This window comes from uncultured Winogradskyella sp., from assembly GCF_947495255.1.
GTDB lineage: Bacteria > Bacteroidota > Bacteroidia > Flavobacteriales > Flavobacteriaceae > Winogradskyella.
The window spans coordinates 382,856-398,748 of the sequence record NZ_CANLYI010000001.1 but is presented as its reverse complement, the minus strand read 5'-3'; the positions used below and the strand labels follow the sequence as shown (position 1 = coordinate 398,748).

Below are 15,893 nucleotides of genomic sequence, written 5' to 3'. Positions count from 1 at the left end.
TTAAAAACTAAATGGCAGGCATTTACATACATATACCATTCTGCAAGCAGGCATGTCATTATTGCGATTTTCATTTTTCAACCTCTTTGAAGAAAAAGGATGAACTTGTTAATGCATTAACCAAAGAGTTAGGACTTAGAAAAGAAGAGTTTAAAAACACAACAGTAGAAACCATCTATTTTGGAGGAGGAACTCCAAGTTTATTAACTAATGATGAGTTGCAATTTATTATAGATGCGGTTTATAAATATTATCAAGTCTCTGAAGACCCAGAAATTACACTAGAAGCCAATCCTGATGATTTATCTAAAGATAGAATTGTCAAATTATCAAAAAGTAGAATCAATCGCTTATCTATTGGTATTCAATCTTTTTTTGAAGATGATTTAAAACTTATGAATCGTGCACACAATGCAAATGAAGCAAAAGCGTGTTTAGAAGAAGCCACAAAGCATTTTAACAATATTTCATTAGACTTAATTTATGGTATTCCAGGTGCTTCAAATGAGCAATGGTTAAAGAATATTGAAATGGCTCTGAGTTTTAACGTGCCTCATATTTCTAGTTATGCCTTAACGGTTGAACCCAAAACAGCTTTGGCATCATTCATAAAAAAAGGAGAGATAGACAACGTTAATGATGAGCAAGCACATGAACAATTTCATTTGCTGAAGGATAAACTTGAAGCTTCAGCCTTTGTTCATTATGAGCTGTCTAACTTCGGAAAAGATGGTTATTTTAGTAAAAATAATTCTGCTTATTGGCAAGGGAAATCTTATTTAGGCATTGGGCCTTCAGCACATTCTTTTAACGGAAAACAACGTGGCTGGAATGTAAAGAATAATTCAAAATACATTAAATCTATTGAACGAAATGAATTGCCAATAGAGATTGAAACCTTAACAGAAACTGATCAATACAACGAATATGTAATGACAGGTTTGCGCACCATTTGGGGAGTTTCTATTAAAAAAGTAGAAAATGACTTTGGTTTAGACTATAAAGATTACTTAATTGAACAAGCAGAAGTTTTTATAAATCAACAATTATTGTATATTGATAAAGCGCATTTACGTGTCACAAAAAAAGGACAATTTTTATGTGATGGTATTGCGAGCGAACTTTTTAAAATTAATTAAATTTGATAGCAACCATACAATACAATTCAAGAAAATTAAAAATAGATTTATTGCAACCATTAGATATTTCAATGCCTATTAAAGGCGACTCATCTAATGTAAATGCATGGTATATTGGTCCTCCTAAAATTGAGCCAGAAGTTATAGATGGTGAAATAGTCAGTGTAGCGAATGGAGCAGTAGTGAATTTTAATACTATTAGCTTTAATCCACATTCGCATGGTACACACACGGAAACTGTTGGCCATATTACAGAAAAAGTCTATTCTATAAATAAGCATTTAACTCAGTTTTTCTTTTTAGCAGAAGTGATTACCGTAGCACCAGAAAAGTTAGGTGATGATTATGTCATTTCTAAAAAACAATTACAATTTGCTTTAGGAAATAAAAAGCGAGAAGCTGTTGTGATTAGAACCATGCCAAATACAAGAGAGAAATTGTCTAAACAATACTCTAACACTAATCCTACTTATTTATTAGAAGAGGCAGCAGAATTTTTAAAAGCAAAAGGAGTAAAGCACTTATTAATAGATTTGCCGAGTGTAGATAAAGAGCAAGATGGAGGCGAATTATTAGCGCATAATGCCTTTTGGAATACTAAAGGTAAATTACGTTTAGACGCTACAATTACCGAGTTTATCTATGTGTCTAATAAATTTGAAGACGGTTGTTATATGCTTAATCTTCAAATTGCACCATTTGAAAATGACGCGAGTCCTAGTAAACCTATTTTATATAAAATTCTGAATTAATAAAGGCATGAAAACTCTTTTAAAGCTTGAAGAACTAATGATGTTTGCTCTAGGTGTTTACCTTTTTAGTTTATTAAGGTTAAGTTGGTGGTGGTTTTTTGGCTTACTACTATTGCCAGATGTTGGTGCGCTAGGTTACTTAGTAAATGCTAAAATAGGAGGAATAGCGTATAATTTTTTTCATCATAAAGGCATAGCAATACTTGTGTATTTTCTTGGCATATATTTTGAAATAGAACTGTTAAAACTAACAGGTGTTATTTTGTTTTCTCATGCTTCTATCGATAGAGTTTTTGGTTATGGATTTAAGTATTTAGATAATTTTAAAAATACACACTTAGAGAAATTGGGAAATTAAATATTTCACTATTTTGGTTAATAATTTATCTAACTAATAGTTAAGATGTGACAATAAAAAGAGCGCAGTGTCACAATATATAAGTAGAATAAAATAATTTAAATGGAAACCTTTTTTATAATCATCATTAGTATCCTTGTCACTTTAGGTATTGTAACTATTTATAAGCAGTGGAAGACTAAAAAAGTAACTAACGAACAATCTATTTTAATATTGGATAAAATAAAACGTGTCTGTAAATTTGTAACCGTAGAAGGTGATTTCGCTGAAATTTATCATTACGAAGACGTTAAAGAGAAATTTTTAAAACTTATTTCTAGTCGAAAAAAAGCATTAGTGATTATTAATGCTAAAGCACATGTAGGTTTTGATTTGGGGAAAGTGCAAATGGTTTCAAACCCAAAAACAAAAACCGTTAATTTAACACATTTTCCGCAACCAGAAGTGTTGTCTATAGAAAGTGATATCAATTATTACGATAAGCAAGATGGTATGTTTAATAAATTTGAAGCTTCAGATTTAACAGAGCTCCATAGTAAGGCAAAGGCACATATTATGGATAAAATTCCGGAAAGTGGTTTGTATATTATTGCAAAACAAGAAGCTTTAGAGGCTATTCATCTTATAGAGAATTTAGTAGAAACTATAGGTTGGAAATTAGATTACACAGCTTTAAAAATTGAAGCGTCTGAAGTTAAAAAAATTGAAGAGTGATAGAAATATCAACAGACAAAAGTAAACTTCAAGTTGAGGTAATTCACCAATTTTTAACCGAAACTTATTGGGCAAAAGGAAGAACCTTAGATGATGTTAAAATCTCTATTGAAAACGGTTTGTGTTTCGGCGTTTATATAGAAAACAAGCAAATAGGATTTGCTAGAATTGTAACGGATTATGTAATCTTCGCTTATGTTATGGATGTTTTTATTCTTCCTGAATATCGAAAAAAAGGATATTCAAAACAATTAATGGGAGCAATCAATCTAGAACCGCTATTACAAAAGTGTAAAGTCTGGATGCTAAAAACATCAGACGCACATAATTTATACAAACAGTTTGGTTATACAGAGCTTAAAAAGCCTGAGAAGTTAATGGAACGCCTTTTATAATGAACATAGAACAATACAGAGATTATTGCCTCAGTAAAAAAGCAGTGACCGAACATTTTCCGTTTGATGATGATACACTCGTATTTAAAGTTCTAGGTAAAATGTTTGCCCTATCTTCTCTAAAACGATGGGAAAACGGAGAAGGTTTTATAAACTTAAAGTGTGATCCAGACTACGCACAAGAGCTAAGATCCAAATACGATAGTATTAAACCAGGATATCATATGCACAAAAGATTATGGAATAGTGTATATATTCAAACAGGAGAACTCTCTCCAAAACTTATAATGGAATTAATAGACCACTCCTATAATTTGGTGGTAAATGGTTTGCCTAAGAAGTTGAGGGATAGCATTTAATGGTGGTTTTAAAATAGTCTTAATTTTTAATTAAAGAAGCTTTGTCTCCATTCGTCGCCTCAAAAAGTTGACTCACCGAAAAAGAAAAATTTCACTCATAAGAACATTTAGTTTTGTGGTATAATTAATTCATATAACCTCAAACTATGACTACTTTACTTATTTATGGAACACTTTTTTTAGGACATTTATGCGTTTACTTTTATTTTAGAAACAGCTTTAAAAGTTATTTAAATCCTTCAGAAAGAAACACAGAAAAACAAGCACAACTAGAATCTAATAATAATTTTAGTTCTCAAAACTTAAAAAACAATGCTGTAGATAACAAGCTCGTTTTGTTAAATAAAAGTCTTAGACAATTAGAATTTATTTCAGAATTTGAAATGTACTTAGAAGAAAAAACACTTGAAAATTGTTCGTTAGAATTTCTTCAAGAGTTTAGCCGAATAAAAATTGAAGCCCAATTGTCTACCCTTAAAACTACTAATATGTTAAACAGTCAGGTGAAACTTGCTGCATAAGGTTTATTTTGTATCGTTTTCCATTCGTCGACACCAATCTACCATCCGTCGACAGATAGCAACATCTAACCGAATTATAAAAATGACCATGCGAAATTGAGTTAATTTGGCTAAATAAATAAAATTAAGCTATTAATGAAAACCCTTAATATTTTACTGATAGAAGATGATATGATTGAAGTGATGAAGCTCAATAGAGCAACGAATTCACTTCAATTAAATCATAAAATCACAGAGGCAAATAATGGAGAAGATGCTCTAAAAATTTTAGAACAAAAAGACAATCTTCCAGACATTATTTTGTTAGATTTAAATATGCCTAAAATTAACGGAATTGAGTTTTTAAAAATATTAAAATCCGATGATAGGCTTAAGTATATACCAACAATCATCTTAACGACATCTAATAATCAACGCGATTTATTAGAATGCTATAAAGTTGGCGTTGCTGGTTATATCTTAAAACCCTTAAAATATGAAGAATATGTTTCCAAAATCGAAAAATTATTGTCATATTGGAGCATTAATGAATTAATTACAGTTTAAAAATGAAAGGAATTGTTTTTACAGAGTTTTTAGAACTCGTTGAAGATAAATTTGGTTTAGAAATGGTTGATAGAATCATTTCTAGTTCAGAGTTAGCATCCGAAGGTATTTATACTTCTGTTGGTACTTATAGCTTTTCTGAAATGCTACAATTGCTTCAGCACTTAAGTGAAAACACAGGCATTTCTATTGATAATTTATTGTTAGTATATGCTGAACATTTTTTTAGTGTTATAGAAAAGAGTTACCCAGGGCTTTTAGCAACTTACAAGGATCCTATTGAAATGATTTCGTCAATTGAAAATCATATTCACGTAGAGGTTAGAAAAATCTATCCAGATGCAGAATTGCCAACATTTGAGGTGATTGAAAAAACCAAAGATCATCTCGTAATGGATTACACATCTAGCAGAGCAATGCATCACTTTGGACTTGGATTAATGAATAAAACATTTGAACATTTTAATTCTACAGCAACTATAGAATTAGAAAAAATAAAAGAGGACGGTACTCAGGTAAGATTCGTAATTAACAGGAATTAATGAGTCAAGAACAAGTTGAAATATTACAACGTGCTCTAAAAAGAGAAAAAAATGCCAGAAAGGCAGCAGAAAAAATTCTTGAAGAAAAATCAAGAGAACTCTACTTCACTTCTCAAAAACTTGAAAATTTATTAGACGCAAAATCATCAGAGTTACAAGGTGTTTTTGAAAACATTGTAGACGCTTATGTCGTAATGGATCTTAACGGAAAGATTTTGAAGTTTAATGAAGCTGCTACAAAATTGTTTGGTTATGATATTGATAAAGAAGAGGTCAAAATAGCAAAACTTATTTATAAAGATGATTTTCAATATGCAGTAGAATGTTTCAATAATTTGCAAACTACAGGCTTTTTTAAGGATTATGAAACGAGAGTTTATACAAAATCTAAAGAAGTAAAATGGGTACATGTCAATGGTAGTGTTGTCTTTGATAAGAACAATAAACCAATTGCAGCGCAAGGTATTGTTAGAGATATTACAGAAGAAAGAGCATCAGCAGAAAGATTAATAGAATCAGAAAACAGACTCTCTACATTAATCTTAAATTTAGATAGTGGTATTGTTTTAGAGGATGAAAACAGAAATATTGTTTTAACAAATAATAAGTTTTGTGAACTTTTTAAAATTAATGCTGAACCTACAGATTTGCATGGTAAGGATTGTGTAACATCATCAGAACAGAATAAAGTTTTATTTAAAGACCCAGAAGGGTTCTTAAACAGAATGAATGAAATTGATGTCGCAAAAGAATTAGTCATTGGTGATGAACTTGAAATGATCGATGGTACAATTCTAGAGCGTAATTACATGCCTATTACTATTGGAGAAAAGTCTAAAGGGTTTTTATGGACCTTTACAGATGTTACTTTAAAACGTACGTATCGCAAAAGCTTAGAGGTTCAAAAACAAAAATATTACAGTATTATTGCCAACATGCATTTAGGTTTGGTTGAGGTAAATACGGATGACGAAATCTTAATGATTAACCAGAGTTTCTCAGAAATGTCGGGTTATACAGAAGAAGAATTATTGGGTAAACGTGGTGGAGAAATTTTTCCAGTAGAAGGTGGTTCTGAAATTATTTCTATTGAAAATGAGAAGCGACAAAAAGGCGAGTCAAATTCATATGAGATTAAAGTAAATACCAAGCAAGGTGATATTAAATATTGGCTTATCAGTGGTGCACCAAACTATGATATTAATGGAAATGTTGTTGGATCTATTGGAGTACATTTAGATATTACTGAATTAAAAGCCTTAGAACTTCAAAAAGAAAAATTACTTCTAAAATTAGAGAAAAGTAATGATGAACTGCAAGAATATGCGCATATTGTTTCTCACGATTTAAAATCACCATTACGCAGTATAGATGCCCTAGTCAGCTGGTTAAAAGAAGATAATAAAGGAACATTAGACGAGACAAGCCTAAAAAACTTTGAACTTATAGAAGCTACTCTAGAAAAAATGGAGCAGCTCATATCTGACGTGTTAGAATACTCAAGTGTGGGAACCGATACCAATATAAAAGCAGAGGTAGACCTAAATAAAATGTTTAGTGATCTTACAACCATTCTTTATATTCCTAAGCACATTACAGTTAAAGCATTAAATCAATTACCTGTTATTACTGGTGATACAACTAAATTGCAGCAGTTGTTTCAGAATTTAATTAGTAATGCTGTAAAGTTTATTGACAAAGAAGTTGGCTTAGTTGTCATTGATTTTGAAGATTTAAAAAGTCATTATAAATTCTCAATAAAAGATAATGGAATAGGTATAGATAAGCAGTTCCATGATAAAATATTTAAAATATTTCACGCTTTAAATAAAAGCAAAGATTCCACAGGCATCGGATTATCGATAGTTAAAAAGATTGTCGATTTACACGAAGGTCAAATTTGGTTAGAAAGTCAACCAAAAGTTGGTACAACATTCTATTTTACCCTTAAAAAATAATAATGAAAACAGTACAATTAGTTAAGCACCAAAATAAAGATTGGGCTTTTGTTGGTGAAAATCAAAAGTTAACACAGCCCTTAGTTTTAGTTTTTGGAAATCGACTTTTATTAGAATCTCCTTCCATTTACAATGAAATTAAAGAACTCTTTCCAGATGGTCATATTGTTTTTGGGTCTGCTTGTGCAGAAATATCTTCGAGAACGGTGAATGAAAATAGCATTACTATAACGGCTATGGAATTTGAGAAAAGTGAATATGTAATTAAAACGAGTAATGTTTTAAATACCGATTTAGATAGTTTTAAAACAGGAAATGATCTTATTAAACAATTTCCAGAAGAAGGCTTAAAATATGTATTTGTAGTCTCAGAAGGTAGCTTTATCAATGGTAGTCAGCTTACTCAAGGTATGAGTACGTTTAATAACGGAAATCTGTTAATCACAGGTGGTTTATGTGGAGATGATACACGTTTTGAGAAAACATTGGCATCTTATAACGAAAACCCAAAAGAAGGAGAAATAGTGGCTATTGGTTTTTATGGAGAATCTTTAGAAATTACATTTTCAATACATGGTGGCTGGACGCCTTTTGGTCCAGAGCGTACCGTAACAAAATCTGAGGGAAACACACTCTATGAGTTAGATGGTTTACCTGCGTTAGATCTATATAAAAACTATTTAGGAGATAAAGCCAAGGATTTACCAGGAGCAGCATTATTGTATCCTTTAAATGTAAAATCTGAAGAAGAAGAGCAATCCATAGTGCGATCAATTCTAAACATAAACGAAGAGGATCACTCCGTTATTTTAGCAGGTGATATTGAACAAAATTCTAAAGTGCAATTGATGATGACAAATGTTGACAACATTGCCAACGCATCAGAACGAGCAGCAAAACAAGCCTTAGAGTTTAGAAAGAATAAGCCGGAAGTTGCATTGTTAATTAGTTGTATTGGTAGAAAATTAGTGCTAGATCAGCGTGTAGAAGAAGAGATTGATGAGGTTATAGAAATTCTTGGAGAAGGTACAACAGTGAGTGGGTTTTATTCCTATGGAGAAATAGCACCATTCCATGGAGAGATGGCTTGTCAGCTGCACAACCAAACAATGACGATAACATTAATCAGTGAATAATGAATTCATTACTTAAACGTCAGTTACGTAAGTATTTAAGTGAAGAATTAAGATCCAGTGAAGAATTAAAAACGTTTCTTTCTGCTGTAGATAGCTCGTACAATAATTTTGATGAGCAATCCGCAATGATTCAAAGAGCTATGTCAATTAGCTCAGATGAATTATATAGTGCTAATCGAAAATTACAAGAGGAAGCAAAAGAGCAAAAGGAATTAATTGATAAATTAAAAGACGTCATCAATACACTTAAGTTTTACAACCTTAAAGAGGAAGATAAAGCTGATGCGGTGGAATTAAAAAGTACAGATTTAGTTGATTTTATTGATAATCAAACCAAGGAGATTATTGAAATGAATAAGCAAAAAGAATCGCTTTTAAACGAATTGGCATATCAAAACCAGGAGCTTAGCGATTATGCACACATGGTTTCTCACGATTTAAAATCACCACTTAGAAGTATAGATACATTAACAGCTTGGCTAAAGGAAGACTATAAAGACGCTTTTGACGCTAATGGCGAAAAAACATTAAGCCTCATAAGAACTAATGTAGAGAAAATGGATACCTTAATTAATGGTATTTTAGAGTATTCTACAATTGGTAAAAATCAAATAGAAGTTTATGATGTAGATTTAAATAATCTGATTACTAATGTTGTGAGTATTTTACAAGTACCCAAAACTATTAGTATTATTAAAACTCATTTACCTACAATTAGAGGTGATAAATACAGGTTACAACAATTGTTTCAAAATCTAATAGGCAATGCTATTGCTTATAATGATAAGGAAAATGGTACAATAGAAATAGGATTTACAGATAAGAATCATTTTTGGGAATTCTATGTTAAAGATAATGGTATTGGAATCCAGGAAGTTTACTTCGATAAAATTTTTAAAACTTTTGAAAAGTTAGAAAATAATGGAGAATCAACAGGTATTGGTCTTTCAATAGTAAAAAAGATTGTTGATTTGTATGGAGGCAAAATTTGGTTAACTTCAAAGCAAAATGAAGGTACAACATTTTATTTTACATTAAAAAAACAACCCAATGGAACAACCTAATTTATCTTATATTAATAGCATGTCTGGTGGAGACAAAGCTTTTGAACAAAAGTTAATAGACATCATAAAAGGCGAGTTTCCTGAAGAGAAAAGTGTGTATTTTGAAAACATTGAAGCCAAGAACTATAAACTTACCGCAGAGAACGTTCATAAACTTAAACATAAAATTAGTATTTTAGGCCTTGAGAAAAGTTATGATGTGGCTGTTAACTATGAGAATAACCTTATAGATGGCAATACAGAAGGTAGAATTGAATTTGAATCTATTCTACAAATCATGATGGATTTTTTAGAGACCTTATAAGATTATTTTATGAATTGTATTATTATAGATGATGAAGCCACAGCAAGAGCTATTATTGGCCAGTTATGTAAAAATGTCCCGAGTTTAAAAGTATTAGAGGATTTCCCTAATGCTATGCAAGCCATAAAATATTTAAATTCAAACGAAATTGATTTAATATTTTTAGATATTCATATGCCAGATTTTACTGGTTTCGATTTTATAGATACAATTAAAAATCCTCCAAAAATTATCCTAACCACATCAGATCCAAACTTTGCTATTCAAGCATTTGGTTACGACTGTATTGTAGATTACTTAGTAAAACCTATTACTCCAGAACGATTTAAAAAAGCTATTGATAAAGCCGAAGCGATAAAGCCAAAGCCAACCGAAACTGCAAGCAAAGCTTCGGGTCAAGTAGAAACGAGTTCTGGTAATGACCTTTATGTAAATATTGATAGACGATTAATTAAAATTGATATCCCAAGTATTTATCTGGTAGAAGCTAAAGGTGATTATATTCAAGTAAAAACGGATGACAAAAACTACACCGTACATTCTACACTAAAGAAAATAGAAGAGAAACTTCCCGACGATTTATTTCTAAAAATACATCGTTCTTATATTATCAATGTGGATAAGATTATTGATATTGAAGATAATAGTGTGTTGATTAAAAAAGATGTAATTCCTGTGAGTCGTTCTAACCGACCAGAACTAATGAAGCGTCTTAATTTACTCTAGGTATTTAACATTTTTATACGAAATAATTCTACTGGTATTTATCATTAGAATTGATTGATGATAAAATTCAACGACATATTGTGTTGAGACTATTTGTTTGTTTTATTAACTATAGCTTGGTTTTGCCTGTTTTAAACTTTAAGATTTGCTAACATTTACAAATCGTTTCATTACCACTCGTCGACACATAATCGTATTTCAACAAGTATAGCGGTACATTCAACGAAATTAAATAAATCACCATCTTATTACCTGTATTTTTGCAGTGTAATCATCTGATTAATGGTTATTGATTTATGTTAAATTTAAGGTGGGAAGTTAGCTTTCTACCTTTTTTTATGTCCTTTTTTTAGCTATAAACACCTTGTCTTAATGTAGTTACCATTCGTCGATGCTTTTTGTTGTGCTAATCGAAAAATTAAAGAATGAGGAGACTATCTAAATAATTTTGTCATGAAATTATAACGTCCCTCATGAAAAAATTATCCCTCATAATATTAATCATTGCAGTTAACTTGTCATTGTTTTCTTGTTCTGTAGAAGATGACCTTTCAATTCCTCAAACGTACAATACAGAAGGTATTATAGTAGAATATAATCCAATAGACTATGAAATTGTAGCGCTCATTAATGATTATAGAGCATCATTAAACTTAAATCCTCTAAGTATGTTAAATGAGGCTTCAAAAGAGGCTATTGCGCATAATGCTTATATGATTAATCAAGGTACAATTAGCCACGATTTTTTTTACATAAGATCTCAAAATTTAAAAGATGCTGTAGAAGCAAAAAAGGTTTTAGAAAATGTTGGTTATGGTTTTTATAATGCAGAATCTGTTGTTACGGCTTGGTTAAATAGTTATAGTCATAGAGAGAATATTGAAAACCCAAATGTTACTGATTTTGGGATATCATCTAAACAAGACGAAAATGGTAAATACTATTTCACAAATATTTTTGTAAAACTATAGAGTGCTATTAAATATCGTTAGTAATCATTTTAATTTTATCCCCTTAAAATTGATTATTACTTAACCCTAAATTAATGTCTATAGTGTGAGGCAAAGGAGAAATCTTTTGCCTCTTTTATTTCTCAATTAAACACAAAAATATAGGTTAAAAACCATTCGTCTATAGTAATTGGTTAGCGACCGTGTTATCGCTTTGCTCAATCGAAAATTCAATTTTAAGGCCTGATTATCAGGTAAATTTGTATCAGAATATAAAATGAATATTACCATGAATAAACTTTACACTATCAAAAATCAATTACTAATTATCGCTCTAGCGTTATTTAGTGTTAACATGCAAGCTCAAGACGTGCCGTTTAATTGCGATTTTAATGCGTACTTATTTCAGTATAATGATGTTTATGCTATTGATTTAGCTTCTGGTAATTCTTACCAAGTCGCTGCAGATGTAACACCTGGTAGTATTAACGCTACTGCTTACAATCCTGCAGATGGTTTTATTTGGGGTTCATTAAGTACACCAGCAAAATCAATTGTAAGAATCGGTAAAGATTTTAACACAACTACGTATTATGTTGATGAGTTACCAACAAATGGCCGTTACGTAGGTGATGTGAGTTCAGATGGTATCTATTATTTAAAAGCAGGTGGAACAACTTTTTATAAAATAGATTTAGATCCAGAATCTGTTAACTATACACAACATCAAGCAACAGAAAATTTATCTCAAAATATTAGTATTCATGATTGGGCTTTTAATGCTGTTGATGGTCAGATTTATGCCGTTGAAAAAGCTACAAATATTTTATACCGTATTAACCCAGACAACGGTCAAGTTACTACCTTAGGTGAAGTGCCAATTTTATCTGGATTAAGTTATACGTATGGAGCCGTTTATTTTGATAACGAAGGTCGTTTTTATGTATCCGCAAATCAAACAGGAACGATATATGTTATTCAAGCCGTTCAAACTATTGAAACAACAGATGATATTGAGTCTAATTTATTCGCTTTCGGACCATCGAGTGCTAGTAATGATGGTGCACGTTGTCCAACAGCACCAGTATTGCAAGAAATTTGTGATAATGGTATTGATGATGATGGCGACGGACTTATAGATTGTGAAGACCCTTCTTGTTCTGGTTTTGGGATGTGTGATGTTATTGCGCCTCCAACATCGAGTTCTAATGCTGGTGGATTAGAAAGTAATAGCAGATTATCAGAACAAATTAATGCACGTAATTTTAAAAGAGCAAAAACAGGATATAAGTTTAATGTTGCATCAGCACCAAGAGCAATAAGAAGTATTAACTATGCTAGTAGAAGTGCAAATTCAAATTTTACATTGCAAGATTTTGTACCACTTACAACAATTAACGAAGATGAAGCTATTGAGGCGTCTCCTTCTGATTTAATTGGGATAACAAATGCTACTGAAATTTACGCAGTAGATTATCTAAAAAATAATAGTCCAGTAGCTTCGGTTTTAGCTTTAAAAACTGAAAATGGTGTTTACGAACACACCAAGTATATATGTGATCGTTTATTGGGAGCAGAGTTAATCTCAGTATCTACAATAGATATTAACGACCAACAATTTATAAAGTCGATTATTAAAAACGAAGATGGAACATTTGAGTTTGTTCTTAGCCTTTCTGCAAAAGTGATTAATAGCGATTCTAATTTTGCGGTAGAGAGTCACTGGAATTTAGATCAGTACGAGGAGAATGTTACGTTTTACAACTTCCAAATTTGGTCTAACACAATAGATGATTTATATGCCTTAGGTCAAGAAGTTTTAAACTTATTAAATATTGAAAAGCCAATAGCAAGCTATAACAATTCTGCACCTCCAACAGTTTTTGTGAGAAAAGGAAGCTATACTAATGGCGGATTAGATTTACAAATTATTAATACAAATGCAACGCAAAGTGTCGTACTAGATGCAGGTTATAGAAGTACTGAAACTGAAGAATTCGGAAACCTTAATTCTACCATTAATTTAAATGGTAATTATATCACAAATCTTAGAGTAGAAACAGGAAATCTTTTTGATATAGGATTTAGAATTGGCGATGGTGTTGCCACACCAGATGATTTATTTATGTCTGATGGTCCTTGGGGAATTGATGCTTCACAAGACGGAACAGATGTTACATTATATAATGTAACGACTAATACAAATGAATTTGAAACTACAGATTTTCCAATAGAACGAAATGTAGATTTAAGAGCAACAACAAGCAGTTATGTTGCAGCCTATAGAGCATTAACACCAAGATTTAAGGCAGTAGATGTTACGGATTATAATAGTTTTCAATTAAGTGCAAAAGGCACAGGAAATTTAGAAATCACATTTGTAAAAGAAAGTATTACTAATTGGGAAGAACAATTTAAAACAACCATTGCATTAACTGACAATTTTCAAGAATTTACAATTGATATTGAAGATTTAGAAAACAATACAACTAATGTAGCCGAGTTAAATGATGTTGTGACTATTGTCTTTACTATGGTTGCAGAAAATGGGATAACGACATCTAAAGTAATGAACTTAAATAACCTACGATTCTCTCAAACTAGTGCTTTAGCTGTTAGTGACTTCGAATCAACACAAAACCTATTAAAAGTAACCCCAAATCCAATGACAACGCACGCAACAGTAACCTTTACTGCTCAATATAGTGAGACTGTACAGTTTGTAATCTACGACCAAACAGGTAAAGTAGTTTTTACAGCGCAACATGAAGTGAATTCAGGTGAAAACAATATTAAAATTAACAGAGAGAACTTAAGCTCAGGCTTTTATTTCTGTAAAATCGTTAGTAGTCAATTTAAGTTTGAAACTTTAAAATTGATTATTAATTAACCCTTAATTAAAACCTTATAGTCTAGGCAAAAGAGAAATCTTTTGCCTTTTCTTTTTTTTAGATTTATTTTAATTCAAATTAAACCTTCTGCAATTTTATAAGTCTAATAGACTTATATATTCATACTGTGCAAAAAACTAAAGTTTTAAAACAAAAAATACATTCCCTATTTTACATACTTCTTATAGTATGTTTTTGTCTTAGTTGTAAAAATGATAAAAAAGACACTAAAGAATTGAGTAACATTAATGAAACTATTGATGTATACGATTTTGAAACTATAGAACCTCTTTTTTATACGCATACTAATAAGACTTATATTGTTAACTTTTGGGCAATGTGGTGTGCACCTTGTGTTAAGGAGTTACCTTATATTGAGGCTTATACTAAAAAGCATCCAGAAGTAGAAGTGCTATTGGTTAGTATGGATTTTCCAAAAGAAATTGAAACCAAGTTGAAACCATTTTTGAAGGAAAAAAATATTACTTCGAAAGTCGTTTTATTAGATGATCCAGATTCTAATACTTGGATAGATAAGATAGATCCCAATTGGTCTGGAGCAATTCCTTTTACAATAATATTTAATAATGAAGAACGTTCTTTTTATGAACGTTCCTTTGAGAGCTTAGAAGATTTAGAAAATCAAGTAAATAAAACCACTAAAAATTAATTAAAATGAAAAGAATAAGAGTAGTATTATCTGTGATTGCATTGTCTGCAGTTGTATTAACAGGATGTAAAGACAAGGAAAATAATCAAGATACAGCTATAGGGCAAGAAAATCATGAGCATGGACCAGACGGAAAACATCACCCAAATGATGAAAAAGGAAGGCATCATGAAGGCGATCGTAAAGGTCCACCACATGGAGGAGATAGAAAAGGACCACCAAAAGGAGGAAGTCCTGAACAAACAAAAACCTTAGAAGAAATTGGAGGTTATAAAATTGGTGAAGTTGCTACAGATTTTAATCTAAAGAATGTAGATGGTTCTATGGTGTCTTTAGCGAGTATAGAAAATGCAAAAGGGTATATTGTAACATTTACATGTAATGAATGTCCTTTTTCAAAGTTATATGAAGACCGTTTAATTGAACTACATAATACTTATGCGCCACAAGGTTATTCGGTAATTGCAATTAATCCAAATAGCCCAGAAAATGAAAAGGAAGGTTATGCAGCAATGCAAGCTAGGGCAAAAGAAAAAGGATTTCCTTTTGCTTATTTAGTTGACGAGGGACAAAAAATATATCCACAATATGGTGCTGTAAGAACGCCTCATGTATTTTTATTAGATAAAGATCGTAACGTGCAATATATTGGAGCAATTGATGATAATTCTAAATCTTCAGAAGACGTAAAAGTGAAGTATGTTGAAGAAGCTATTAAAGCATTAGAGGCAGGAGAAAAACCAAATCCTACTATTACAAAAGCTATTGGTTGTCCAGTTAAACCAAGCAGAGCATAATAATTTAAAAATCTATATTTTTAAAACAAAAAAACACAAGCCATTGGCTTGTGTTTTTTTGTTTTTATATT

Annotated in this window: 18 protein-coding genes; all 18 read left to right on the top strand. The window is 31.1% G+C overall.

Annotated features, from left to right (window positions below):
• Positions 1–11: 11 nt before the first annotated feature.
• The 18 genes from hemW to Q0807_RS01615 all read left to right on the top strand — a co-directional run bounded on the left by hemW (position 12) and on the right by Q0807_RS01615 (position 15,822).
• The gene (gene hemW, locus Q0807_RS01700; RefSeq protein ID WP_299105643.1) at positions 12–1,139 is read left to right on the top strand and encodes a radical SAM family heme chaperone HemW; all 1,128 of its coding nucleotides are present in this window, start codon (positions 12–14) and stop codon (positions 1,137–1,139) included.
• A 2-nt stretch (positions 1,140–1,141) separates the two neighbouring features.
• Positions 1,142–1,891 carry a cyclase family protein gene (locus Q0807_RS01695; protein ID WP_299105641.1) on the top strand — a complete coding sequence of 250 codons (750 nt, stop codon included), beginning with the start codon at positions 1,142–1,144 and terminating at the stop codon, positions 1,889–1,891.
• Between the two features lie 7 nt (positions 1,892–1,898).
• Positions 1,899–2,249 carry a DUF4260 domain-containing protein gene (locus tag Q0807_RS01690; RefSeq protein ID WP_299105638.1) on the top strand — a complete coding sequence of 117 codons (351 nt, stop codon included), beginning with the start codon at positions 1,899–1,901 and terminating at the stop codon, positions 2,247–2,249.
• 102 nt (positions 2,250–2,351) lie between these two features.
• Positions 2,352–2,963 (top strand): DUF4230 domain-containing protein, encoded by a 612-nt coding sequence (locus Q0807_RS01685; RefSeq protein ID WP_299105636.1) that lies wholly within the window; start codon positions 2,352–2,354, stop codon positions 2,961–2,963.
• Complete coding sequence (locus Q0807_RS01680; RefSeq protein WP_299105634.1) at positions 2,960–3,358, top strand: GNAT family N-acetyltransferase; 399 nt, start codon at positions 2,960–2,962, stop codon at positions 3,356–3,358. The genes Q0807_RS01685 and Q0807_RS01680 overlap by 4 nt, the downstream gene beginning before the upstream one ends.
• Positions 3,358–3,717: an MmcQ/YjbR family DNA-binding protein gene (locus tag Q0807_RS01675; RefSeq protein WP_299105632.1), complete on the top strand. Its 360-nt coding sequence runs from the start codon at positions 3,358–3,360 to the stop codon at positions 3,715–3,717. The genes Q0807_RS01680 and Q0807_RS01675 overlap by 1 nt, the downstream gene beginning before the upstream one ends.
• 146 nt (positions 3,718–3,863) lie before the next feature.
• Complete coding sequence (locus tag Q0807_RS01670) at positions 3,864–4,238, top strand: hypothetical protein (protein ID WP_299105630.1); 375 nt, start codon at positions 3,864–3,866, stop codon at positions 4,236–4,238.
• A 135-nt stretch (positions 4,239–4,373) separates the two neighbouring features.
• The gene (locus Q0807_RS01665) at positions 4,374–4,784 is read left to right on the top strand and encodes a response regulator (protein WP_299105628.1); all 411 of its coding nucleotides are present in this window, start codon (positions 4,374–4,376) and stop codon (positions 4,782–4,784) included.
• A gap of 2 nt (positions 4,785–4,786) precedes the next feature.
• Positions 4,787–5,326 (top strand): heme NO-binding domain-containing protein, encoded by a 540-nt coding sequence (locus Q0807_RS01660; RefSeq protein WP_299105627.1) that lies wholly within the window; start codon positions 4,787–4,789, stop codon positions 5,324–5,326.
• Entirely contained in the window at positions 5,326–7,284 is a 1,959-nt protein-coding gene (locus Q0807_RS01655) for a PAS domain S-box protein (protein WP_299105624.1), read from the top strand. Before Q0807_RS01660 ends, Q0807_RS01655 begins: the two co-directional genes overlap by 1 nt.
• Positions 7,285–7,286: 2 nt before the next feature.
• Positions 7,287–8,420, top strand: coding sequence for an FIST signal transduction protein (locus tag Q0807_RS01650; RefSeq protein WP_299105622.1), 1,134 nt, complete (start codon positions 7,287–7,289; stop codon positions 8,418–8,420).
• Positions 8,420–9,484: an ATP-binding protein gene (locus Q0807_RS01645; protein ID WP_299105620.1), complete on the top strand. Its 1,065-nt coding sequence runs from the start codon at positions 8,420–8,422 to the stop codon at positions 9,482–9,484. Before Q0807_RS01650 ends, Q0807_RS01645 begins: the two co-directional genes overlap by 1 nt.
• Positions 9,471–9,788 carry an Hpt domain-containing protein gene (locus Q0807_RS01640; protein ID WP_299105618.1) on the top strand — a complete coding sequence of 106 codons (318 nt, stop codon included), beginning with the start codon at positions 9,471–9,473 and terminating at the stop codon, positions 9,786–9,788. Before Q0807_RS01645 ends, Q0807_RS01640 begins: the two co-directional genes overlap by 14 nt.
• Before the next feature lie 9 nt (positions 9,789–9,797).
• Positions 9,798–10,514, top strand: a complete 717-nt coding sequence (locus Q0807_RS01635) for a LytTR family DNA-binding domain-containing protein (protein WP_299105616.1) — start codon at positions 9,798–9,800, stop codon at positions 10,512–10,514.
• A 473-nt stretch (positions 10,515–10,987) separates the two neighbouring features.
• On the top strand, positions 10,988–11,485 hold the full coding sequence (locus Q0807_RS01630) for a CAP domain-containing protein (RefSeq protein ID WP_299105614.1): 498 nt from the start codon (positions 10,988–10,990) through the stop codon (positions 11,483–11,485).
• 268 nt (positions 11,486–11,753) lie between these two features.
• Entirely contained in the window at positions 11,754–14,354 is a 2,601-nt protein-coding gene (locus Q0807_RS01625) for a T9SS type A sorting domain-containing protein (RefSeq protein WP_299105613.1), read from the top strand.
• A gap of 236 nt (positions 14,355–14,590) precedes the next feature.
• Positions 14,591–15,025, top strand: coding sequence for a TlpA disulfide reductase family protein (locus Q0807_RS01620; protein ID WP_299105611.1), 435 nt, complete (start codon positions 14,591–14,593; stop codon positions 15,023–15,025).
• 5 nt (positions 15,026–15,030) lie between these two features.
• Positions 15,031–15,822, top strand: a complete 792-nt coding sequence (locus tag Q0807_RS01615; protein ID WP_299105609.1) for a thioredoxin family protein — start codon at positions 15,031–15,033, stop codon at positions 15,820–15,822.
• The last annotated feature ends 71 nt before the right edge of the window (positions 15,823–15,893 follow it).

Excerpts from the sequence above, each read along its gene's own strand:
- Q0807_RS01615 (WP_299105609.1), top strand. The coding sequence starts at position 15,031 with ATGAAAAGAATAAGAGTAGTATTATCTGTGATTGCATTGTCTGCAGTT.
- Q0807_RS01685 (WP_299105636.1), top strand. The coding sequence starts at position 2,352 with ATGGAAACCTTTTTTATAATCATCATTAGTATCCTTGTCACTTTAGGT.
- Q0807_RS01640 (WP_299105618.1), top strand. The coding sequence starts at position 9,471 with ATGGAACAACCTAATTTATCTTATATTAATAGCATGTCTGGTGGAGAC.
- Q0807_RS01645 (WP_299105620.1), top strand. The coding sequence starts at position 8,420 with ATGAATTCATTACTTAAACGTCAGTTACGTAAGTATTTAAGTGAAGAA.
- Q0807_RS01650 (WP_299105622.1), top strand. The coding sequence starts at position 7,287 with ATGAAAACAGTACAATTAGTTAAGCACCAAAATAAAGATTGGGCTTTT.
- Q0807_RS01665 (WP_299105628.1), top strand. The coding sequence starts at position 4,374 with ATGAAAACCCTTAATATTTTACTGATAGAAGATGATATGATTGAAGTG.
- Q0807_RS01670 (WP_299105630.1), top strand. The coding sequence starts at position 3,864 with ATGACTACTTTACTTATTTATGGAACACTTTTTTTAGGACATTTATGC.
- Q0807_RS01690 (WP_299105638.1), top strand. The coding sequence starts at position 1,899 with ATGAAAACTCTTTTAAAGCTTGAAGAACTAATGATGTTTGCTCTAGGT.
- Q0807_RS01630 (WP_299105614.1), top strand. The coding sequence starts at position 10,988 with ATGAAAAAATTATCCCTCATAATATTAATCATTGCAGTTAACTTGTCA.
- Q0807_RS01655 (WP_299105624.1), top strand. The coding sequence starts at position 5,326 with ATGAGTCAAGAACAAGTTGAAATATTACAACGTGCTCTAAAAAGAGAA.
- Q0807_RS01625 (WP_299105613.1), top strand. The coding sequence starts at position 11,754 with ATGAATAAACTTTACACTATCAAAAATCAATTACTAATTATCGCTCTA.
- Q0807_RS01675 (WP_299105632.1), top strand. The coding sequence starts at position 3,358 with ATGAACATAGAACAATACAGAGATTATTGCCTCAGTAAAAAAGCAGTG.
- Q0807_RS01660 (WP_299105627.1), top strand. The coding sequence starts at position 4,787 with ATGAAAGGAATTGTTTTTACAGAGTTTTTAGAACTCGTTGAAGATAAA.
- Q0807_RS01635 (WP_299105616.1), top strand. The coding sequence starts at position 9,798 with ATGAATTGTATTATTATAGATGATGAAGCCACAGCAAGAGCTATTATT.
- hemW (WP_299105643.1), top strand. The coding sequence starts at position 12 with ATGGCAGGCATTTACATACATATACCATTCTGCAAGCAGGCATGTCAT.